Source organism: Methylocystis heyeri (genome assembly GCF_004802635.2).
GTDB lineage: Bacteria > Pseudomonadota > Alphaproteobacteria > Rhizobiales > Beijerinckiaceae > Methylocystis > Methylocystis heyeri.
Map to the genome: position 1 here is coordinate 2,818,611 of NZ_CP046052.1, position 19,391 is coordinate 2,838,001.

Consider the following 19,391-nt stretch of genomic DNA (forward strand, 5'->3'; position numbering starts at 1 on the left):
CGCTGAAATGCCGCGCCTGCTCTTCCTATACCTCATCAAGCGCGTCGCGGTCACCGCAGCCGTCATCCAGTTCGCGCTGTGCGTTCCCGTGGTGCTGTCCTATCTCCTCGGCTCCCTGTCGGCGGCGGCCGTGCGCGGCGGCCTCGTCTGGCCGGCTCTGGTCGGGGTCGCGCCGACAATCGCCTATGTCGCCTTGCCGATGGCGGTCGGCGTCGCCACCGCGCTGGAATTTTCCCGCATGGCGTCCGAGGGCATGATCGCAGTGCTCTACGCTCTTCGCCTTTCTGTGTGGGCGGTCTGCCGGCCCGCTCTGATCCTGGCGTCCGTGCTGGTCGGGGCGGGCTATATGCTCTCCAATTTCATCGCTCCCCAATCGGCGGGCAATATGCAGGACGTTCTCAACGTCGTCCGCAACTCGCTCAACCACCGCATGCTCGATCCGGCGCGTTTCTACACTTTCGAGAGCGGAGCCAAGACGCTTTATCTCGAGCGATGGGAAACCCCGGACATCGCAGTCAATCTGTTCCTGCGGCAGATTTCGGCCGACACCGGCCAGGAGCAGACCGTCACCGCCGCACGCGCGGAATTCCGGCGCAACGAATCGGGCGTGATCGTCGCCCTGACCAAAGGCAGCATCCAGACCCGCTCGATCTTCAGCAACGACGTGCGGATCACCAATTTCGACCAATATGCGATGGCGCTGCCCATGCAGGGGAGCGGCGGCCTGCCCAAGCGCTCGTGGCGCGGCGTGTTCGAGCTGCCCGCGCCCGAATTCCTGGCGCAATACCAGGTGGTGCGGTCCGATCGAAGATTGCTGGCGGAATGGACCACCGAAGCGGCGATGCGCGTCGGCGTGCCGCTCCTGACGCTGGGACACGCTTTGCTGGCCATGGCGCTGGTGCTGGCCTTCGGCAATATCACCGGCAGGCGAGGCACGGGCGGATCACTGTTCATCGTCGCCATTCCGGCGGCGCATATTCTCTTCCTCGTCGCGCTGCAATCCTTGCTGCGCGCCGACGCCCGATTCGCTTTCGTGCTCGCCTTGCTGCTGCTTGCGGAGATTTTCTACTCGGTCTTTCTCATCGGCCGGTTGAATTACGGACCGGCTCGGGCCGGACGCCTGCCGGCGGGCGGCGCTCCGGCGCCGGCGGGCGAAGGCTACGCCGCTCCCTGGGCCTGATGTTCGACGCGGGCGGTCATCTCGGCGCGATAGGCCCCGAGCACCTCCGCGGGATCGCCTTCCATCCGGACCACGCCATTGTCGAGCCAGATCACCCGGTCGCACAGATTACGCAGGAATTCGAGATCGTGCGAAACCATCAGAATGGTGCCGGTCCTGGCGAAGTTCGAGATGAAGGACTCGCATTTTTTCTGGAAGGCTTCGTCCCCCACCGACAGCGCCTCGTCGACGATGAGGATGTCCGCCTTGGCGTAGGCGCAGATCGCGAAGGCGACGCGCGCGAGCATGCCGCTGGAATAGGTGCGCATCGGCTGTTCGAAAGCCGGACCGATCTCGGCGAAGGCGGCGATGTCTTCTATGCAGGCGTCCACCTCGCGCCGCGAGAGGCCGAGAATGGCGGCGCCGATGCGGGCGTTCTCGCGGCCGGTCAGAAGGCCGTCGAAACCTGAGCCGAGCGCCAGTATCGGAGCGATGCGCCCCGTGACCTCAAAAGCGCCCTTGGTCGGACGGGTGATTCCGCACAGGATTTGGAGCAGGGTGGTCTTGCCCGCGCCGTTGCGGCCGATCAGCCCGACGCGCTCTCCCTTCCCGATGCGGAAGGAGACGTCGAGCAGAACCCATTTCTCCCTGTAGAATTGCTTCCAGAGGCCGAACAGGATCTGCTTGAGCTGGTCGTTTTGATGGGCGTAGAGCTGAAACGCTTTTCCCACGCCCTCGCTGACGATGATGGGCTCAGATGACATCGACGATGACCGACTTGTAGCGCATGAAGAACTGATAGCCGCCCCAGAAAATGGCGTAGGACAGGATCGCGACGGCGAGATAGCCCAAGAGATTGGGAATGCGTCCCTCGATCGTGACGGCGCGGAACATCTCGATATAGTCGCCGATCAGATTGAGGCGCAGCCAGACCGCCGCGTTCGGCGGCAGCTGGTCGAGCGAGTAGAACACCGGCGTCGCGAACATCAGGATGGGCACGATCGACGCCATGATATGCGCGACGTCGCGCGTGAAGGCGCCGAGCGCCATGAAGAACCAGACCACGCCGAGGATCATCAGCGCGAAAGGGACGACCAGAAACGGCGTGAACAGCACCGACCAATGCAAGACGCCGCCCGTTAAAAGGCGGAAGACGAGAAAGACGAGGAAGGCTATCCCGCCATAGGTGAAAGTCCTGATCGTCGCGGTCCAGGCGATGGTCTCGCTCGGAAAGATCGACTTTTTTACGAAATTGACGTGCTCATGCAGCAGCATCGGGGCCCGATAGGCGAGCTCGCTGAAGAGATTGAAGATAATGAGGCCGACGAAAATGCCGGCGGCGTAATCCGTTATGCTCTTGCCGGCGGCGAGCTGAGGCACGGTCACGGAAAATACGGCCGTGTAGGTCAGCATCATGATAAGAGGAGAGATCACCGCCCACAGCGGCCCGAGCGCGGAGCCCCGAAAACGCGAGATGAACTCCCGGCGCGCTACGGCGCGGATCAGCTCCCGATGGCGCCAGGCGCGCTCGAAGGGCTCGAAGAGCTCAGGGGACAAAACGACGGACGGCAGGCTCTCGATCCTTTCTTGAATTCCGATGCGGCGGTCCCGCATAGACCAGTTGCGCCGGCCCTCTGTCAATGGCGTCGGGCGGCAGCCAAAGGCTCCAGCGCCGGCCGCAGTCTACGGCCAAATCGCCCGGCAGGTCGAAGCGCCCTCCCCTCCTAAAACACAACATTATGAATTAGCAGTATTTTCATGGGCGCGGGCCGCCGACGGGCGTCTCGAGGCGGCCGGCTCCGCCGTCGCACGAGCTTAAAAATTATGTCGCCCGAGCTTCACCCAAATCTCATTCCTCCATCATATGCCTCTGGTAGTCCTCCTTGTGCTGATGCAGCGAGCGGCGCCAAGCGCCGCAGGAGGAAAGAAAATGGCCGAGAACGCAACCAAGGCCGTGCAGGCCTCTGAAGAAAAAGCGGAAAAATACACCGGCAAGATCGTGGGCGCCGGCGTCGGCTTGGCGCTGGGCGGCTCCATCGGATTTCTACTGCTGGGTCCCGGCGCGATCCTTTTCGCCGGCGTCATCTGCGGGCTGATCGGCGGCGCGCTGGGAGCGGCCTTCGACTGAAGTTTTCAAGTAAGCGTCCTTGCGTAGTTCTGTTTTTTAAGAAGGGGTCAAAAGCCCAGCTAGCCGTTACACTTTTCCGCAGTTGCGGGGCTTCGCGCAAATTGCGCGAAGCCTCTTTTAGCGTTGCGCCATGTTTCGCCCGCCGCAGAAGCATAGGCTTGGCCGGTTGGATTACGCCTTTCTCATTCGGGCATTTTGCCCGAAGTTCGCGCTGCAGCCGGAAAACATTGGCCATGCGCCGATTTGGCGCCTTAATTTCCATGAATGTTCTGCTCGGAGGGAGTTGCGCCAATGGGATTGATCGTCCGGCTCGTCATGCAGCTTTGCGCCATAGCCGTCTTCTGCCTCGCGCTGACGACGGGATGGATCATGATCGACGCCCATTCCTCCCTCGAAACCGAAACCGCGGCGTCAGCCGACCGCGTCTCGCATGAGCTCGAGACTCTGTTCTGGCGCGAGCTCCTGTGGCGCCACAGCATGCGCCGCGACAAGATCCTGCCGATCCCCAATTGGGAGTCGCTCGCCACACTGAAGCTGGTTTCGCCCGGCGTCTGCATCGTCTTTGCGCCCGCAGCCGAGGAGCCCCGCACCCTGTGCAGCCAGCTCGAAGGGGTCGGATCGCAGGCGCCGTCGTGGTTCTCCGGCGTCTACGGCGGTATTTTCGGCCGACCGGCGCCGGTCGCGCGTCCGCTGACGGTGCGGCAGCCCGAGACGGGCGCGGTCGTCGCGACGGCGGACGCCGACGCCGCCATCCGTCAGGCCTGGCGCCAGATTTCGGTCGTCTTCAGGGTTGCGGCGACGATGGCGATCGGCATTTGTCTTCTCTCCGCTTTGGCGGTCGCCCATGCGCTGGCGCCCGCGCAGACCATCATCGACGGCCTTCGCAGCCTGGAGAGCGGCAATTATCGCCGCAGAATCGCGGTGGCGACCGGCGAGTTCGGGATGATCGGACGCGCGATGAACGATCTTGCGGCGAGACTGGCGCAGACCAGCGCGGAGCGCGTCGCTCTGACCAAGCGCCTGTTCGAGGTTCAGGAGGAGGAACGCCGCGCCGTCGCCCGCGATCTTCACGACGAATTCGGCCAGTGCCTCGCCGCCACCGCGGCCTTCGCCGCAGCGATCGAGGCGGGCGCAGGAGACCGCCCCGACCTCGCCGAAGACGCCCGCGCCATCTTGCGGGTCGCAAAACGCATGACCGCCACCTTGCGCGAAGCGCTCGCCCGGCTGCGCTCGCAGGAATTGGAGGAACTGGGACTCGAACCGTGCCTGATAAGGCTCGTCGCAGGCTGGAACGCACAGAGCGCGCCCAAGGCGGTGGTGCGGCTCGATCTCATGGGAGACCTCGCCGCCGTGCCGCCTGCGGTCGCGGCGAGCGTCTACCGCATCGCCCAGGAATGCCTGACCAATGCGATGCGCCACGGCGCGCCGCGGGAGGTCCATCTTCGCGTCGAGCGCGCGGCTTCCGCAAACGGCGTCATCGCCCTGACGGTCGAGGACGACGGCGGCGGCGATCCAGCCGCCGTCAACGCCTCGCCGGGGCACGGCATTCTCGGCGTCACCGAGCGCGTCGCCGCCTTCGGCGGCAGCCTGTCCATAACCCGCGCCGCGGAAGGCGTGCGCGTCGCCGCGCGCATTCCGCTCATCGCCATGAGCGCCTCCGCGCCGTTGGAGTTCGCCCTCGCATGAGCGACATCGCCATATTGATGGTGGACGACCATCCCATCGTTCGCGAGGGATACCGGCGCCTGCTCGAGCGCCAGCCCGGCTACAGGATCGTGGCCGAGGCCGAAAACGCCGCAGGCGCCTATGAAGCCTATCGGCGCGCTTCGCCCGATGTCGTGCTGACCGATCTCACGCTTCCCGGACCCGGCGGGCTGGAGGCGGTTCGCCACATAAAGCAGTGGGACAAGCGCGCGCGCATCCTCGTCTTCACCATGCACGCCAATGCAGCCTATGCTCTGAAGGCCTTCGAGGCCGGAGCCTCGGGCTATGTCACCAAGAGCAGCGACGCCGCCGAGCTCGTTCGGGCGATAGCGGTCGTCGCCCGGGGCGGCCGCGCCCTCAGCGACGACATCGCGCGCGATCTCGCCGCGGAGCGGCTCGCCGGAGCCCGCTCGCCGACCGAGGAGCTCGGTCCGCGCGAGACCGAGATTTTTCGGCTGGTGGCTTTGGGGCGAACGACCGAGGAAATCGCGAAGCTTCTCAATCTCAGTCCCAAGACGGTTCAAAACTATCATTACCAGATCAAGTCCAAAATCGGCGCCCGCACCGACGCCCATCTGGTGTGGCTCGCGATCGGCGCCGGGCTGGTGAACGGCGACGGCGCCTCCTGACGCGCTTATTTCAAACCAGAGGCTCGGGAAATTCTCCCAACGGAAGACAGGAACGCATCCGGCGCAAATCTCTCGCTTTTGCTCCACCGTCTCGATCGGGCGGCTCGGCCGATCAAAGCGAAGCGGAGAAAGCGAATGAGATTAGTTTCAGCGACGAGGCTCGCAATTTACGCCTTATGCGCGGGCGCGCTGTTCGCGGCGAGGCCGTCCATCGCCGCGACGGAGAGCGACCGTCGTCCGATCAGGCTCGCGGTGTTCGACATCGAGCTCGACGACTTCACCGCCGGAGGGCCGATCGCCGGGGAAAGCCCGGAAGAGACGCAGCGGCTTCATCGCATGACCCTGCTGGCGCGCGAGCTCCTCGCCCGCTCCGGCATTTTCGAGATCGTCGACGGCGCCGCATCCGGCCATGCGATGGCGAAGGAGCATTGGCTGCGCAAATGCAACGGTTGCGACGCCGAAGCGGCGCACGAGCTCGGCGCCGACATGTCCTTCGTCGCCTTTTTCCGAAAGGTGAGCATCATGGAGCAATATCTCGAGTTCCGCATCCGTGACGCCGCAACCGGCGAGCTTTTGAATTTTTCACGCACGGATCTGCGCAACGAAACCGACGAATCCTGGAGCCGCGCGCTCAAATATCTGATCCGGTATAATCTCGTGGAGCCGGAACTCGCCCGCCGCAACAGCCTCCGCAAGGAAGCGGCGGCGCGCCCTTGATCGCCCCCGGATCGATCGCAACGCCGAGCGCGACGCCGCAGGCGTAAGCCACAATGTTCCAGAGCGAAAAGACTCGGCCGAGCAACAACGCCCCGGGCGGCGTGAGGCGGAACGCGTCCAGCCACGGCGTGTGGTAAAGCCTGAACAACTCGACCGCGATGGCGATCAGCATCGCCCCGGCGGCGATAGAGCGGCGAAGTCCGTCGCCCGCCGTCAGGCCCAAAAGGAAATAGACCATTGTCGCCCAGAGAATGGAGCCGCCGTATTTCACAAAGCAAAATGGCAGGCCCAGGCCGGGCCCGAAGGCGCGCAGCGACAGCCCCGCGGCGATAATGGCGCAGAAGATCGCAAGCCGCGTCTTCATGCGGACCGCGGGTTGCATTCAGCTTCAGGAATCATGACGACGAACGCGGCCCCGCGCGGCGGATCGGCGCCGTCGGCCGCGAGGTCTATGCTTCCGCCATGAGCGTGCAGCATGGCGCGCACGATCGCAAGGCCCATGCCTGTGCCGCCGCTCTCGCGCCGTGTCGTGAAAAAGCTGTAGAAAATCTTGGCGCGGTTCGCGCAAGAAACGCCAGGGCCGTCGTCCTGCACGGTCACGCAAACGGCCTCGCCTTGCAGGCGGGCCGAAACTGTCAACGACGTCGCGCCATGGTTCGCCGCATTGTCCGCAAGATGCGCAAAGACGACCCGGGCGTTTTCGACGGACATGCGGATCGGAACGGTAAGATCGCCCCAGCTATGGATCCGCAACGCGGGGAAGGCGCACCCGAGGTCGGCGACCGCGGCCGCGAGCGTCGTCACGCCTCCCGTAGCGGCGCCCTCGGCGCGCGCGAGTTCGCGCAGACGGCGCACGATAGCAGTCAGCCGGCCCGTGTCGGCGACGATGTGATCGAGAAACCTTCGCCGGTCTGCGTCGCTCATCTTGCGCTCCTGCGCTTCCAGATCGTCGCGGAGGAGTTCCGCGGCGCCCTGGATCGCCGTCAGCGGCGATTTGAGCTCATGCGAGACATGCGCGGCAAAGGTGGCGATGAAATCAGACCGGTTTTGAAGAGCCGCGGCCATATCCAGGAAACTCTGCGACAGCTGCGCAAATTCCGCCGTCCCATAATGTGCGGGGGATCGCAGCGCAGTGCGGTCTCCTCGCGCGATGGCGGCCGTGCGTCTTCGAAGTTCGTTTATCGGCTGTGTGATCGTCCTCTGGAACACGAAACCAATCAGCAGTGCGAGACCGATAATCGTCGAGCCGGCGGCGGCGACTTTGCCGCGTTCGTCATAGAAGCTCTTGAATACGTTGCTCGGCGTGCGCGAAGCGTAGACGACTCCGGCGACGCGGCCGCGCACGACCACCGGCGTCGCCGTGAAGACGCGAACGCCTGTTCCGCGGCTCAGGGAATAGAGCGGCGGCGCTTCGTGTTTGGAGACGCGCAGCCGCATCACGCTGCGAAATCGGCCCCGCAAGGCCTCCGTGACTTCCTCGATATTGGCGAGCGAACGGCCGACTTCCTCGCGCCCGGCGATCACGACGCCGTTTGGGTCGAGCAACCGAAAACCCGCGAGCGTCATCCGCTGCGTTTCGGCGAGGTCGGGCGCGAGGCGCGCGCCGAGCGCGACGAAAGCCGGATCGGCCGGGGCCGGGGACGGTTGCGATTCAGGCCTGCGCCCCAGCAGTTCGTCCCTCGTCAGGTCGAGCGTCGGCATGATCGGCTCATATGGCTCTGCTGCGGCCGGCGTCGGCGCTTCAACGCCGAGCGGGACCGCAGTCGAAACGCCGGCCTCGATTTCCCGCCGCATCACCATCGCGAGGACCGCGCTTTGGCCGATCAATTCGGATTCGGTCTGGTGGATCAGCTGGTTTTCGTAGATGCGAAAGAAAAACAGTCCGGCAAGCGGCAGGGCGAGGGCCGTCATCACGAGAGCCGTTACGATGAGCCCGATGCTCGGTCGCCATTTGCGGACGATCCGGGTCTTGGCTGCGCGCGCCTTCACGACGTGGCCTCGCAGCGCCCGATACGGAACCCGACGCCGTGCACCGTGTCGACGGCGTTGTCGCAGCCGGCGGCCAGGAGCTTGGCTCGGATGTTGCGGATGTGGCTGTCGATTGTCCGATCCGCGACATGGATGGCGCCGCCATAGGCCAGATCGAGAATTTGCTCCCGGGTGAAGACGACACCCGGACGGGCCAGCAAGATCCTGAGGATGGCGAATTCGATCGCGGTCAAGGCGACCGGTTTCATTCCCAATGCGACGATATGCGCTGCGGGGTCGAGCGTAAGCTCCCCGCGCGACATCAAGCCCGTCTCCGGCTTGAGGCCCGCTTGCGTGCGCTTCAGAATGGCGTTGACGCGCGCCACCAGCTCGCGGGGACTGAACGGCTTTGTTACGTAGTCGTCGCCGCCGATCTCGAGTCCGATCACCCGATCGATCTCCTCGTCTCGCGCCGAGAGAAACAGGATCGGCGCCTCCGAGAACTTGCGGATTCGGCGGCATACTTCGAGACCGTCCATTTCGGGCATGCCGATGTCGAGAACGACGAGGTCCGGCGCGTCTTCGTCAAAACGGCGAAGGGCCTCGGCGCCGTCTCGCGCCGGGACCGCCTTCATGCCCGCCTTCTCCAGCGCGAAGCAGATGATGTCGCGGATGTGGGGGTCGTCATCGGCGACGAGGATGCGGAACGCCACGGAAGCTGCGCCCTATTGATTGGCCAAAGGGCGCTCGCCCGTCGATGCGCCCTCGGGATGTGTATCGAAATAGCGCTGAAGACGCCACCCGCGGAACGTCCGGCTGCGCCAGTTCAGCCTGGAGGCGGTTTCTGCGTTTGACCGGCGCTCATTTTGGCTCCAGGCGATTTGACCGCTGGATTTCCCAGTCTGGTTGCGTCTCCAATAAGCCTGAAGAAATTCGTCATAGGCCGGCATCGCCTCCGGGCCGAGCGCGAAGAGATAATCAAGGTCGAGCGCGGGTCCGGTTCCGCTTATTTCCAGGCAGTGCGCGATATCGTAACTCGCCACGATCGCGGGAAAGTCGATCCAGCAGCAGGCGTAAAGCGTGATCGCCGTTGCAATCGCATTGGCGTTCAGCAGCCATCTGCTGGTCTTTCGCCAGACGATCTGGACCACGATCAAAGCGAGCCCCACCGCCACCAGCGCCATCCAGATCAGCGCGGCCAGTCTCAATTCGCTGAGCGAATAGGCGGCGATATAAAGGCCAGTCCGAAATATCGAGGAGGCGACAAGCATCAGATTTTGCGCGACCCAGGCGAGAACCAGCGGCTTGATCCAGGGGGAAGTCTCCGCAGGGCCGCCCCGACGCATCGCGACAAGAACAAAACCGGCGGCGAGCAGCGTGGTGGCGACGAGCGGATAGGCGCCGCGATGGGCGTAGGCCGCGTAGGTCAATCCGTTCGGCAGCGCGAGTCCGCCCCAGAGATAGGCGAAGTCGAGAGAGGTCTGCACCGCAAAGAGGGCGTTGAACAGAAGCAGCGACCGCAGCACCGCAACCTTGCCGAACAGCGCCTCGAAGTCGCCGGCGGGCGACGTTCCGGATGCAAGGGCCGCGCGCGCAGCCTTGCGCGAGAACCGCAAATGAAGGAGCGGCCATATCGAGCAAATGACGAGCAGCCAGAATACGGCTCGCGCGACGGAGACAAGCTCGAAAATGCGGCGCGGATCGAGCTCTTGCACCCAGTCTTCGATCAAGGGGTTGGCGGAAGCAAACAGCGCCAGGAATATCGAACCCAGCAATATGGGCGCGATCCACGACGCGAGCGCGGCGATGCGTCCGGCCGGCTTGCCCTTGCGCAACGAAAGCCTGCGTGCGCGAAAGGCGTCGCCTGCGAGCCAGAAGGGCCCGGCCAGCGGCAATCCCAGCGCGCGACGCAGTTGGGATGGCCATGCTGCGAAATCCCCCGAAACCATCATCAGCGCGAAAAGCGATGTCGCGCCCGACGCGACAAGAAAGGACAGCCAGGACACCTCCTCCACGACGGCGAGAAGCGCGAGGAGGAGAGCGATGCTTGCGCCGATTCGAAGGCGCGGATGCGCGCGCACGGGATTGGTCCCGATCGCCAATACAGCGCACGAGCCCAGGAAAATAGCGACGGAGACGCCTAGCGGATAAGCGTTGTAGAACAGCCAGTCGGCAAGGGCTGCGGCCCCCGTGGCGAGCATGAGACGGTTTACGAACCAACGCGCAGGCGTGCGGCGAGCAAGTGAAGGCGCTTCAATCGTCATTTGGATTTTGTTTCCTTCGAAAGCTGGAAAGAGGGACGATCCGCTCCCGCGGACCCTCGCGCGGGAATGCGCGGATCGACGCCTGTTTCGGCTCGCAGACGAGCCACCAGCCGTCTTTTGCGAGTCGCCGCGGCAGGCGGCTTGCGGGGAGAGGAAATGCGATGACCTTGGCCATGCGCCGAAGATGCGCCCCGGCTATGCAGACCAATTGGACGCTGTTCGGAGAATTTGAGGATTGTCGTGCAGATTTTGCGCAGACCCGGACGCGGGACGTTGCGGGCTCTATAGCGATTTCAAGCGAGCCTCATGGCGCGCCGGCGCGAGCTGCGGGGAAATCGATACCGAAATAAACGGATTTTCGTCGGCCCAAGGCCGCTCCGCAGGGATGCGGATCAAGTCGCCGACGTCATTGGCGCGAACGAAAGCAACCGTGTTCGCCGCCACGCCCCGCGTAGGCAAGCGGGGGTTAGAGCGTTTCCAGCCGAAGTGGACGCCCGGTTCGGCGTACGAAACGCGTTAAAATAAAAGACTCTAGAGGCCGAGATTTCATCCCAAACGCGTCTATTCCGGCGCAGCGACAACTGCTTCGACAAAGACGCCGAGCGCCTGGCGCAGCTGGCGCGACAGCTCAGGGTCGGCCGCTATGGCTTGCGCGTCGAGATTCCGCCCGACGCCCGAAATCGGCGCGGTGATCGAAGCCCCTGCGATCACTCGCGCCGACATGGTGGCGAGGATCTCGCGAAGCTGGGCGTCGGAATGCACGGCGCGGGGCGCCGTATTGATCAGCGCCACCGGCTTTCCGGGGAATTCGAGACTGGCGACGAGCCAGTCGAGAGCGTTCTTGAAGGAGCCCGCCACCCCATGGGCGTATTCCGGCGAAGAGATCAGCAATCCGCTTGCGAGCCCCACCTGCCGCCGCAGTTCTCGGACTTGCGGAGGTAGAAGCTCGGGCGCCTCGCTGCGGTCGAGATCGGGATTGAAGTGGGGCAGCCTCGCGAGCCCTTCGTAAAGAACGATATCGACTCCGGGCGGCGCCAGGATCGACATCGCTTGCAGGGTTGCGGCGTTGGAGGACGCAGTTCTCAGACTGCCGGAAAAAGCGAGAATGCGCAGCGGGCTTGAAGTCAACGCCGTCTCCTGGACAGTTAGGCGAAATGGGACCGACATGGCCGGCGGCGCCGGCGAAATTATACAGGGCGCTGTAAGAGGCGTAGCTCGTAGCGCGCTCGCGCATGCTGTCGGCGACAAGGCCGAGCAGCCAAATCGCTGTAGTTCGGCGTTAGAAAAACGGCGAGAACTGATGACTGCATGGGCCGATTTTGCGCAAGTGGCGGCAAGACGATCTCCAGCATTGCTTGACGCCACAACAACCGCAACAATTCGCCTAAGGATACGAATTTGTTGCTCGATTTCTATTGTAACAGTGAACCCGTGGAGAAAACAACGTATAGGAACTGCGATCCGTGCCCACCTGGAAGGCGCACCAGTTGACGGGCGCCCGCAACGGCGCCTGGAGCCTGTTCGTCAACAAAAACTGGCGGATCACGTCCGGATCGACCCAGCCGAAGTCGAGATCGTCGACCTGGACTATGAGGATTACCATTAGGAGGGGATCATGACGGCGACGCAAGGACTGAGGATGAAGAGCCCGGCTCATCCCGACGGGTTCGTCAAGAGCGAGATCATCGAACCCCTCTCGGCCTTTCGGTGACGCACGCGGCTAAAGTGCTGGGCGTTACCCGTCCGGCGTTATCGGCGCTCCTGAACGAGCGGGTGCATCTGTCGCCTGAGATGGCGTTACGTCTCGAAAAGGCGTTCGGCGTATCCATGGACACGCTCATGCGGACGCAAAACAGCTACGATATCGCGCAGGCTCGCAAGCGGGAGAAGGAAATCAAGGTCCTGCCGTTCAAGGGCCAATCGGACAATCAACGGCTTTCCTGAGTCGGCGAATCGCCGTGAACGCCGTCGAAATCGAAGAAGCCATCTCGGCGCCGGCGGAGCGTCCTTTCGACGCTGTGGAGTTTCCTTTCGTCTTTCTCGAAGCTTTCAGGAACAAGGAGACGACGCTGCAGCGACTCAGCAAGGGCGCGGGCGGCGTCCTTCCGCTAGTCATCCCGTCTTAACCCCGGCTTCACAGCTAGTTGCTTTAATTATCAGGGCTTTGCCGCGGTGGACTGCTACACAGCGGTGCTGCTCAAATGGTTCTAACGCTTTGTATTTATGGGTATTATCATGTCAGACCAAGACGATGAGAAGCTCCTGATAGATGTCGCGAAACGAGTTTCTAGCCGCCTATCCGAACTCCCGACGATCGCGCGGTTGCTCGAGGACGGGAACCCTGTTCCGTTTGAGACCGTGAATGAAGGCTGGGGCATTCGCATCGGAAAGTTCAAGCATCTCCGTATCTCCTTGCACATCGACTTCTCTTGGCAAACCCCGGAACGGTCGCTCTGGGCGGGCCTTGAAGGGTCGACCACAAAGCCGTTCGACCCGCTTCTGAAAAGTGCTCAATTCCAGGGAATCCACCACTTCTACGGCACGGACCTCCTCCCGCTGCCGCACGATGGTTGGCGCTTCAAGAAGGGAGTGGTTCCTCCCAAGGACTTCGCTCCGGTGTACGAGGAGTCGGTGTGTTTCGGAATTTACGCCTTCGGGCAAGACGTCGATGCATTCGTTGATGCTTCGACCTCTTTCCTGACCTTGGCCGTCGCCGCTCTACTCGAAGATGAAATCCTGAGAAATTCCCCCGACCTCTCAGAAACCGAACGGAACGTGGTTGGTCTCGCGCGGGTGGGACAAGGGAAATATCGCGAAAACGTCGGTCTGATCGAGAAAGGGTGCCGCCTGACCGGCGTTATGGAACCGTTCCTGTTACGTGCGAGCCACATCAAGCCTTGGAGTCTTTGCGACAACTCGAATGAAAGGCTGGACGGCGCCAATGGGCTACTTCTAACGCCGACCTATGACGTGATGTTCGACAGGGGTTATTTGACCTTCGAAGCCGACGGTCGTCCGCGAATATCATCACGGCTACCGAAGCATGTCTTGAGTCAGATCAACATGCTTGATCCAAGCGAGCTACAAATCCGACCGTTCTCCGACATGCAGAAAAGGTATCTAGACTTCCATCGGAAGATTATATTCAGGCATTGAAGCAAGGAAGCGGCGAGACTTCTGGTTCTCTCGGACCTGCCATTGCATCATTTGCCGATCGTGGAGATCGGTCTATGGCCCGCACCGGGCAAGCACGGACCAAAGCCCGAGTTTCCGGCTGTTTGGCTCAGGGATGGCCACTCCCCTCGCCCTGGCGCCTATCAGATCCATGGTCGCGGCTTTGCCGCGCACAACATCCTCAGTTATTCGACCGTCAACTGGCCGGACGCGAAACCCGCAACAAGACTGGCGGAACTATGGTTCGAGCAAACGATGGGGGCGGCGTCCCTGCGCCTCGGTCAAATCACTCCCAGCGGGGGGTCGAGGACAGGAACGTCCCATCGGGAAAGTTATAGATCGCGAAAAGCTGCGCCGAGAACCGACTGATGCGATTGACGTCATGCGCGCCGGCGAAGCCCCAGTGCTGGGTCACGAGCGCACCGAACACCCACGGATCCGGCATGATCAGCACGACGGCGGCGGGACCGACGCTCCATTGCCTCGTTCCAAGCGTTTTGTCCGTCGCCGTCGGCAGCGAGAATGTGGGACCAAAGCCCCAAATGACAGGACCAGGGTGAGAGGGCGAGAACGCCAGGATAGGCACAATGTCGCCGATCCCGTTCTCCCGTCCTTGCGCCGATGAAATGCGAGCCTGCGACATGAGGGGAATCGTCGTGCGGGTGATCAGATTCCAATCCTCGTTGATATGAAATGGAACCACAGGCTGGATTTGCAGATAATCGGCTGGCTGGCGCCAGGGCCCGACGCCGAAATTAGTGTCGTTCGCCATCGGAACGAGGATCGCGTCGGAGAGCGGATTTTGGACGAGCTTTGCGATTTCCGCCGCGGACAGGTCCTTCTCCTGTGCTGTAGCGGAACAGGCCGCAGCGCTGCGACGATCACGGATATGGAAGGACTGATTGAGCGCGACGCCGGCGCTCTACACCGTTTCGAAGAGAAGGCCATGATCGAAGTCGGTTCCTGCAGAGCTGTTGTCGTTAGCCGGTCTCAGGCGCCAGAGTCTTTTCCTGTTTCATGGAAACAAGGATAGACTCCAAGTTTTTGTTCAGCCGCTTTTTCGCGAAGATCTTTTGCGGCCGGCGGGTTTCGCCATCGCCGCCGGTTCGATCCCATCGCGATGCGTGATGCGCCCGTCCATCATGGTGAGTTGCACCTTCACCTTGCCGATGTCGTGCGGCGCAACGTCGAACAGGTTTTGCTCGAGCACGACGAGATCGGCGAGCTTGCCGACCTTGATCGAGCCGATCTCGTTTTCCTTGCGCAGCTGATAGGCGCCGTTGAGCGTGTAGCCGCGGATGAGCTCGGCGATGGAGAGACGCTCGCTCGCGGGCGGCTGCAGCGGACCGTCGGGCTTGCCGGGCTCCTGCCGCGTATGACCCGCCTGGATCGCTTCCAGAGGCTTGTAAACGACCTTGTATCCGGTCGCGAGCGCGTCGGCGCCGAATGAAACGGTTGCGCCTGAATTCATGAAGGACTTGAAAGAATACATGCGGCTCCAGCGCTCTTCCCCCAAAATCTCGCGAATGAGCAACTGGCTGGCGTCGGGCACGCCCCACTGGATCTGCGTATTGGCGACGACGCCGAGCTTTTTAAAGCGCGGGATATCTTCGGGCGCCGTGAGGAAGGCGTGACAAAGCGTGTGGCGGCGGTCTCGCGAACCATTCGCTTTCATCGCTCCTTCATAGGCGTCCAGCGTCATGCGCACGGCGGCGTCGCCGACGGCATGCACATGCATGTCGAACCCTTCCGCATCGGCCGCGTTGACTACGCGGTTGAACACATCGGGCGGAATCAGCGGCTCGCCCCGCCAATCGCCTTTGCCTACATAAGGCTGGAGATAATAGGCTGTGCGGGTCAATTCCGTGCCGTCCGCGACCAGCTTGAGCACATTGGCCTGAACCAGCGCGGTTTGATATTTCTTCTTATAGGCTCTGATGATCGGCAGCGGGTCGATCTTGGCGTCGTTGTAATAGTACGAGCCCACTACGCGCTGCAACAGCTTCCCGCGGCGTTCGAGATCGAGCAATATGTCGAAGCCATTGTGCTGCTGATCGGGCCAAAGAACGAATCCCGCATCGAAGAAGGTGGTTATTCCCGCGCCCGCGAGCTTGGGCTGCCATTCCTCCATCGCCGCGGCGGCGGATTTGAGCCCATAGGGCTGTATCCCGTGCTTTTCGAGCGCCTCCAGCGCAGCGAACAATGCAGGCGGTTCGCTCATGAACCCGGTGGGTTCGCCGGTCTTGGGGTCTTTTTCGAACCAGGAGGAGCCCGGCACGACGTCGCGTGGCGTATTCTTGTCGATCCCCGCCATCTCGAGGAATTTGGAATTGACCCAATAGTTGTGGAAGTCGTTGGAGATCAGCAGCACGGGCCGATCGGGAATAATCTCGTCCAGCGGCTCCTTGCGCGGCCCTGTTGCGGGGAAATCGGCGGCGATCCATCCAAATCCCGAAATGATTTTCTCATCTGGATGGGACTTGGCGTATTGGCGCAAGGCCTCGTAGATTTCTTCGGTCCGGTCGTAATTCACCCAGGCTCCGCGGGCGAAAGCCACGGTGGCGAGATGCCAGTGGGCCTCGACGAAACCCGGCAGCATCATGCGGCCGTTCAGATCGTAGACATCGGCGCCCGGTCCTGCGAATTTTACGGCGCCGGCGTCGTCGCCGACATAGACGATGCGTCGTCCCCGCACCGCCACGGCCTGCGCCCAGGGCTGTGAGTCCTCGACGGTATAAATACGTCCGTTGCGGAAGACGGTGACTGTTTCAGGCGCGGAAAGGGCCGGTTGTGCGGTCGCCGCCAGCGCTCCCACAGCCACGCCGGAAGCCACCAGTTGCCGGCGCGTCATTGGGATTGCCGAAGCCGAACGATCCTCCTTGCTCGACGAGAGACGTCCCCACATCCGCCCAAAACCGGCGTTTCCACAAATGAGGCACATATTTTTACTTCCCCCGTGAAAAGCGAAGCAATTTCAACGGGTGAAGCCTATGTTGAAACCTTGCCGCCGGCAAGGCCGAGGTCAAGCTGCAATCCTTCCCCGCTCATTCCGCTCCACGACGGCTGCGCGCCCATGTGCGATAGGCGCCCGGGGTCATGCCGGAATAGCGCTGGAACGCCCGCCGAAAACTGGTGGCGTCGGCATAGCCCGAAGTTTGAGCGAGCTCCTTTATCGAATGCTTGGTTGTTTCGAGCAGCGTCCGCGTGGTCTCGAATCGAACCCGATCGATGAAGCCTTTGGGCGTTTCGCCGGAAATCTCCTTGAGCCGCCGGTGCAGGGTGCGCTCCGAGGATTTCAGCGCCAGCGCAAGCTGGCGCGCGGTGATCGGGGAATGGCCGGCCTGGCGCACCGCATGCTCGGCTTCGAGCAAAAATTGGTTCGAGGCCGCGAGATGGCCGGGAGGAACATAAACAGTCTGATTGGACGGCGTCGTTTCCACCACGGTGAAATCGGCCGCCTTTTTGGCCGCCTCCCCGCCGCAGAGCGTGCGGATCACATGGAGCGAGAGATCGATCCACGACAGCGGACCGCCGGCCGTCACCACCCGGCCGTCTTCGATCAACGACGCGCCCCATGCGACCTGGGCGCGGGGATAATTGCTTTTGAGATCGTCGTGACGCCACCAGGTGGTGGTGCAGCGTCTTCGATCCAGCAGGCCGGCTTCGCCGAGGATGAAGACCCCGTTGCAGGAGCCGCATATGGCGGCTCCGAGCGCATGCTGGCGCCTTAGCCACGCCGCGACGGCGCCGATCTCGCTGGATTGATCGAGGCGGTCGGTTCCGTCGCAGATGTAAGCCGGAACGATGACCGCGTCGCAGGATTTGATCGACTCCAACCCCCTGTCGACATCGAGCCGTCTGCCGTTTCCGTCGACGAAAGCTTCGCCGGAAAAGCTCGCGGTGACGACTTCGAACGGCGGCGGCCTGCCGGGCCTCGTCAGCATGCGCAGGCTCATCGTCAGCATGTCGTAAGCGCCGAGAAAGGCGGAGCCGATGCAGCTGCGGTAGCCGAGAACGACAACATCCATCGCACGCTCCAAGATTTGGCCAACTTTGTATTCGATTTGGCAGATCCGCTGGCGAAAATAGCATCATTATTGTCAAATAAGACTAGCTGCAAACGGTCCCGAGGTCGAGGACATTTCCGTTACCGGAGGAAGACGCCACCGGAGAAGACGGAGAAAGAAATGAGCATATCGACACAAACCGCCGCCATCGGCGCGGCGGACGACGCAAAGCCGATCGTCGATCTGAAGGGCATGTGGATCGGCCTCGCCGTTCTCAACTGCTTCTATATGATCGTTCGCATCTATGAGCAGATCTTCGGCTGGCGCGCCGGGCTCGATTCCTTCGCGCCCGAATTCCAGACCTACTGGCTCTCGATTCTATGGACCGAGATTCCGCTGGAGCTGGTGTGCGGACTGGGGCTCGCCGGCTATCTCTGGAAGACGCGCATTCGCGACATGTCGGTGGTGACGCCGCGCCAGGAAATGCGCGCCATCGTCGACAACGCCAAATGGCTGGTCGCCTATGCGGCCGCGATCTATTGGGGCGCGTCATTCTTTACGGAGCAGGACGGCACCTGGCACATGACAGTGATACGCGACACCGATTTCACGCCGTCGCACATCATCGAGTTCTACATGAGCTATCCGATCTATTCGATCCTGGCCGTCGGCGCCTTCTTCCACGCCAAGACGCGAATTCCCTATTTCTCCAAGGGCTATTCGCTGGCCTATCTGATCGTCTCGGTGGGTCCCTTCATGATCATCCCCAATGTCGGCCTCAATGAATGGGGTCATACCTTCTGGTTCATGGAGGAGCTGTTCGTCGCGCCGCTGCATTGGGGCTTCGTGTTCTTCGGATGGATGGCGCTGGGCGTGTTCGGCGTCGTTCTGCAGCTGCTGTTGAACGTGAGGCGCCTGCTCGGCCAGGAAGGCGTCGCTCTGCTTCTGGCGGAGTGATTTAAATTCCCGCTTTTGCGGGATTTCAAAGAAGCGCTCCCGATATGCTCCCAGGGATGCTTCTCTCTCCCGGTCGCCCGGCCGGGAGAGTTTTAAGCTTCTACAAGCGCGATGAGGCCTTTCAGCAGCGCCATGGGGTCCGGCGGGCAGCCCTTTATGTGAAGATCGACCGGGATCACCTCTGCAACCGCGCCGACGCAGGCGTAGCTTCCCGCGAAAACGCCGCCATTGAGGGCGCAATCGCCGACGGCGACGACCCATTTGGGATCTGGCGTGGCGTTATAGGTTCGCTCCAGCGCCTCGCGCATATTCTTCGTCACCGGCCCTGTGACGAGCAGCACGTCGGCGTGCCGCGGCGACGCGACGAAACGAAGCCCGAATCTCTCGATGTCGTAGATTGCGTTGCCGAGCGCGTGAATCTCGAGCTCGCAGCCGTTGCAGGAGCCGGCGTCGACCTCGCGGATCGAAAGGCTTCGCCCAAGCCTGCGGCGCGAGGCTCGCGCCAGTGAGGCGCCGAGTTCGGCGAGCGCATCTTGATCCGGCGAAGGCGCGGCCTCCGTCAGCGGGTTTCGCAGCAACCCTTGAAAGAGAAATTTGCGCATGTTCGAGCCCTTAGAGCGTTTCCAGCCGAAGCGGACGCCGGTTCGGCGTGGGAAACGCGTTAAAACAAAAAATTAGAGTGTT

The 19,391-nt window shown here is 62.4% G+C and carries 20 protein-coding genes and 1 pseudogene; 10 read left to right on the forward strand and 11 right to left on the reverse strand.

Translation table 11 applies throughout. The features are described 5' to 3' along the window. The first annotated feature begins 7 nt into the window (after positions 1-7). A complete protein-coding gene (locus H2LOC_RS12855; RefSeq protein WP_136496745.1) occupies positions 8-1,180 on the forward strand; it encodes an LptF/LptG family permease in 1,173 nt (390 codons plus the stop codon). Here the strand turns inward: H2LOC_RS12855 and H2LOC_RS12860 are convergent. Both H2LOC_RS12860 and H2LOC_RS12865 read right to left on the reverse strand, forming a co-directional pair. Further along, on the reverse strand, positions 1,159-1,923 hold the full coding sequence (locus H2LOC_RS12860) for an ABC transporter ATP-binding protein (RefSeq protein WP_136496746.1): 765 nt from the start codon (positions 1,921-1,923) through the stop codon (positions 1,159-1,161). The two genes, H2LOC_RS12855 and H2LOC_RS12860, sit on opposite strands and share 22 nt — an antisense overlap. Beyond that, a complete protein-coding gene (locus H2LOC_RS12865; protein WP_136496747.1) occupies positions 1,913-2,773 on the reverse strand; it encodes an ABC transporter permease in 861 nt (286 codons plus the stop codon). Before H2LOC_RS12865 ends, H2LOC_RS12860 begins: the two co-directional genes overlap by 11 nt. A 316-nt stretch (positions 2,774-3,089) precedes the next feature. Between H2LOC_RS12865 and H2LOC_RS12870 the strand changes: the two genes are divergently transcribed. The 4 genes from H2LOC_RS12870 (at position 3,090) to H2LOC_RS12885 (ending at position 6,337) form a co-directional block, all read left to right on the forward strand. Continuing rightward, positions 3,090-3,287 carry a hypothetical protein gene (locus tag H2LOC_RS12870; protein ID WP_136496748.1) on the forward strand — a complete coding sequence of 66 codons (198 nt, stop codon included), beginning with the start codon at positions 3,090-3,092 and terminating at the stop codon, positions 3,285-3,287. 291 nt (positions 3,288-3,578) lie between these two features. Further along, a complete protein-coding gene (locus H2LOC_RS12875) occupies positions 3,579-4,973 on the forward strand; it encodes a sensor histidine kinase (protein WP_136496749.1) in 1,395 nt (464 codons plus the stop codon). Continuing rightward, positions 4,970-5,620: a response regulator gene (locus H2LOC_RS12880; protein WP_136496750.1), complete on the forward strand. Its 651-nt coding sequence runs from the start codon at positions 4,970-4,972 to the stop codon at positions 5,618-5,620. Before H2LOC_RS12875 ends, H2LOC_RS12880 begins: the two co-directional genes overlap by 4 nt. 135 nt (positions 5,621-5,755) lie before the next feature. After that, positions 5,756-6,337, forward strand: coding sequence for a DUF3280 domain-containing protein (locus H2LOC_RS12885; protein WP_136496751.1), 582 nt, complete (start codon positions 5,756-5,758; stop codon positions 6,335-6,337). Here H2LOC_RS12885 and H2LOC_RS12890 read toward each other — a convergent pair. The 5 genes from H2LOC_RS12890 to H2LOC_RS12910 all read right to left on the reverse strand — a co-directional run bounded on the left by H2LOC_RS12890 (position 6,252) and on the right by H2LOC_RS12910 (position 11,697). Next, a complete protein-coding gene (locus H2LOC_RS12890; RefSeq protein ID WP_343040023.1) occupies positions 6,252-6,701 on the reverse strand; it encodes a ribosomal maturation YjgA family protein in 450 nt (149 codons plus the stop codon). The two genes, H2LOC_RS12885 and H2LOC_RS12890, sit on opposite strands and share 86 nt — an antisense overlap. Beyond that, complete coding sequence (locus H2LOC_RS12895; protein WP_343040024.1) at positions 6,698-8,326, reverse strand: ATP-binding protein; 1,629 nt, start codon at positions 8,324-8,326, stop codon at positions 6,698-6,700. The genes H2LOC_RS12890 and H2LOC_RS12895 overlap by 4 nt, the downstream gene beginning before the upstream one ends. Further along, entirely contained in the window at positions 8,323-9,018 is a 696-nt protein-coding gene (locus H2LOC_RS12900; RefSeq protein ID WP_136496753.1) for a response regulator transcription factor, read from the reverse strand. Before H2LOC_RS12900 ends, H2LOC_RS12895 begins: the two co-directional genes overlap by 4 nt. Positions 9,019-9,030: 12 nt before the next feature. After that, positions 9,031-10,569 (reverse strand): DUF4153 domain-containing protein, encoded by a 1,539-nt coding sequence (locus H2LOC_RS12905; protein ID WP_136496754.1) that lies wholly within the window; start codon positions 10,567-10,569, stop codon positions 9,031-9,033. Between the two features lie 561 nt (positions 10,570-11,130). Next, positions 11,131-11,697, reverse strand: a complete 567-nt coding sequence (locus H2LOC_RS12910; RefSeq protein WP_246206825.1) for an NADPH-dependent FMN reductase — start codon at positions 11,695-11,697, stop codon at positions 11,131-11,133. 37 nt (positions 11,698-11,734) lie between these two features. On the opposite strand from H2LOC_RS12910, the gene H2LOC_RS22005 reads away from it, so the two are divergent. The 4 genes and pseudogenes from H2LOC_RS22005 to H2LOC_RS12930 all read left to right on the forward strand — a co-directional run bounded on the left by H2LOC_RS22005 (position 11,735) and on the right by H2LOC_RS12930 (position 13,725). Continuing rightward, entirely contained in the window at positions 11,735-12,175 is a 441-nt protein-coding gene (locus H2LOC_RS22005) for a hypothetical protein (RefSeq protein ID WP_343040025.1), read from the forward strand. A 9-nt stretch (positions 12,176-12,184) separates the two neighbouring features. Further along, positions 12,185-12,513, forward strand: a pseudogene (locus tag H2LOC_RS12920) (HigA family addiction module antitoxin). A 14-nt stretch (positions 12,514-12,527) separates the two neighbouring features. Beyond that, a complete protein-coding gene (locus H2LOC_RS12925; RefSeq protein WP_202620457.1) occupies positions 12,528-12,695 on the forward strand; it encodes a hypothetical protein in 168 nt (55 codons plus the stop codon). Positions 12,696-12,804: 109 nt separating this feature from the next. Further along, a complete protein-coding gene (locus H2LOC_RS12930) occupies positions 12,805-13,725 on the forward strand; it encodes an HNH endonuclease (protein ID WP_162009762.1) in 921 nt (306 codons plus the stop codon). Positions 13,726-14,029: 304 nt separating this feature from the next. Here the strand turns inward: H2LOC_RS12930 and H2LOC_RS12935 are convergent, their stop codons facing one another. The 3 genes from H2LOC_RS12935 to H2LOC_RS12945 form a co-directional block, all read right to left on the reverse strand. Continuing rightward, entirely contained in the window at positions 14,030-14,515 is a 486-nt protein-coding gene (locus tag H2LOC_RS12935) for a hypothetical protein (protein WP_136496756.1), read from the reverse strand. Between the two features lie 276 nt (positions 14,516-14,791). After that, entirely contained in the window at positions 14,792-16,594 is a 1,803-nt protein-coding gene (locus H2LOC_RS12940; protein WP_136496757.1) for an amidohydrolase, read from the reverse strand. Between the two features lie 193 nt (positions 16,595-16,787). Further along, positions 16,788-17,771: a GlxA family transcriptional regulator gene (locus tag H2LOC_RS12945; RefSeq protein WP_136496758.1), complete on the reverse strand. Its 984-nt coding sequence runs from the start codon at positions 17,769-17,771 to the stop codon at positions 16,788-16,790. 159 nt (positions 17,772-17,930) lie between these two features. Here H2LOC_RS12945 and amoC point away from each other — a divergent pair, with 159 nt between their 5' ends. After that, a complete protein-coding gene (gene amoC / locus H2LOC_RS12950) occupies positions 17,931-18,707 on the forward strand; it encodes a bacterial ammonia monooxygenase, subunit AmoC (RefSeq protein WP_136496759.1) in 777 nt (258 codons plus the stop codon). Positions 18,708-18,799: 92 nt separating this feature from the next. On the opposite strand, the gene H2LOC_RS12955 is transcribed toward amoC, so the two are convergent. After that, positions 18,800-19,309 (reverse strand): NADH-quinone oxidoreductase subunit B family protein, encoded by a 510-nt coding sequence (locus H2LOC_RS12955; protein ID WP_136496760.1) that lies wholly within the window; start codon positions 19,307-19,309, stop codon positions 18,800-18,802. Between the last annotated feature and the right edge of the window lie 82 nt (positions 19,310-19,391).

Coding starts and splice junctions, on each gene's coding strand:
- H2LOC_RS12855 (WP_136496745.1), top strand. CDS start 8: ATGCCGCGCCTGCTCTTCCTATACCTCATCAAGCGCGTCGCGGTCACC.
- H2LOC_RS12860 (WP_136496746.1), bottom strand. CDS start 1,923: ATGTCATCTGAGCCCATCATCGTCAGCGAGGGCGTGGGAAAAGCGTTT.
- H2LOC_RS12865 (WP_136496747.1), bottom strand. CDS start 2,773: ATGCGGGACCGCCGCATCGGAATTCAAGAAAGGATCGAGAGCCTGCCG.
- H2LOC_RS12870 (WP_136496748.1), top strand. CDS start 3,090: ATGGCCGAGAACGCAACCAAGGCCGTGCAGGCCTCTGAAGAAAAAGCG.
- H2LOC_RS12875 (WP_136496749.1), top strand. CDS start 3,579: ATGGGATTGATCGTCCGGCTCGTCATGCAGCTTTGCGCCATAGCCGTC.
- H2LOC_RS12880 (WP_136496750.1), top strand. CDS start 4,970: ATGAGCGACATCGCCATATTGATGGTGGACGACCATCCCATCGTTCGC.
- H2LOC_RS12885 (WP_136496751.1), top strand. CDS start 5,756: ATGAGATTAGTTTCAGCGACGAGGCTCGCAATTTACGCCTTATGCGCG.
- H2LOC_RS12890 (WP_343040023.1), bottom strand. CDS start 6,701: ATGAAGACGCGGCTTGCGATCTTCTGCGCCATTATCGCCGCGGGGCTG.
- H2LOC_RS12905 (WP_136496754.1), bottom strand. CDS start 10,569: ATGACGATTGAAGCGCCTTCACTTGCTCGCCGCACGCCTGCGCGTTGG.
- H2LOC_RS22005 (WP_343040025.1), top strand. CDS start 11,735: ATGGCCGGCGGCGCCGGCGAAATTATACAGGGCGCTGTAAGAGGCGTA.
- H2LOC_RS12930 (WP_162009762.1), top strand. CDS start 12,805: ATGTCAGACCAAGACGATGAGAAGCTCCTGATAGATGTCGCGAAACGA.
- H2LOC_RS12935 (WP_136496756.1), bottom strand. CDS start 14,515: ATGGCGAACGACACTAATTTCGGCGTCGGGCCCTGGCGCCAGCCAGCC.
- H2LOC_RS12940 (WP_136496757.1), bottom strand. CDS start 16,594: ATGACGCGCCGGCAACTGGTGGCTTCCGGCGTGGCTGTGGGAGCGCTG.
- H2LOC_RS12945 (WP_136496758.1), bottom strand. CDS start 17,771: ATGGATGTTGTCGTTCTCGGCTACCGCAGCTGCATCGGCTCCGCCTTT.
- amoC (WP_136496759.1), top strand. CDS start 17,931: ATGAGCATATCGACACAAACCGCCGCCATCGGCGCGGCGGACGACGCA.
- H2LOC_RS12955 (WP_136496760.1), bottom strand. CDS start 19,309: ATGCGCAAATTTCTCTTTCAAGGGTTGCTGCGAAACCCGCTGACGGAG.